This window comes from Pseudomonas sp. 30_B, assembly GCF_017491605.1.
Lineage (GTDB): Bacteria > Pseudomonadota > Gammaproteobacteria > Pseudomonadales > Pseudomonadaceae > Pseudomonas.
On sequence record NZ_JAFGYY010000417.1, the window covers coordinates 1 to 428 of the forward strand.

The 428-nt window shown below is 60.7% G+C and carries 1 protein-coding gene; it reads right to left on the bottom strand.

Annotated elements, in window-relative coordinates; all coding sequences use genetic code 11:
• Positions 1-206: hypothetical protein (locus J5M67_RS28945; RefSeq protein ID WP_207888742.1), on the bottom strand; the 206-nt coding region annotated here is incomplete at its 3' end.
• Between the last annotated feature and the right edge of the window lie 222 nt (positions 207-428).

Sequence of the window (428 nt, forward strand, 5' to 3'; positions counted from 1 at the left end):
GCATGGGTCGACGCGGCGAAAGGCTCGATAGACGTATCGGCTGCCGGCTCAATGCGCTGCATGGCGCCGGACGGCATGAGCTCGATTGCGTCGAGGCAATGTCCGGCGAAGTAGTTGCGATCATGGCGTTCGATGGCGTCTTGGAGCTTGGCCCATGTCAGCGTTTCACGGACGTTGTATTCGTGATTTGCATGGATGTGAAGCATCGCGGTCCCCGGTGGGTTGTGATTGCCCGCAGGGCGGGCGCGGTTGGTCAGGTGGCGTCCTGATCGATTCGCTTGATGCATGACTTAGCGTCACGGATCGCCTTTTCATGGCGTGCGACGGCTTCCGGATAGTGCTTCATCGTGGGCTCAGAAGCCGTCAGCGCTACCATTGCGCCGCGAAGCGCATCGACGAGCTCGGCGTAGAAGGGAAGATCCGCAACG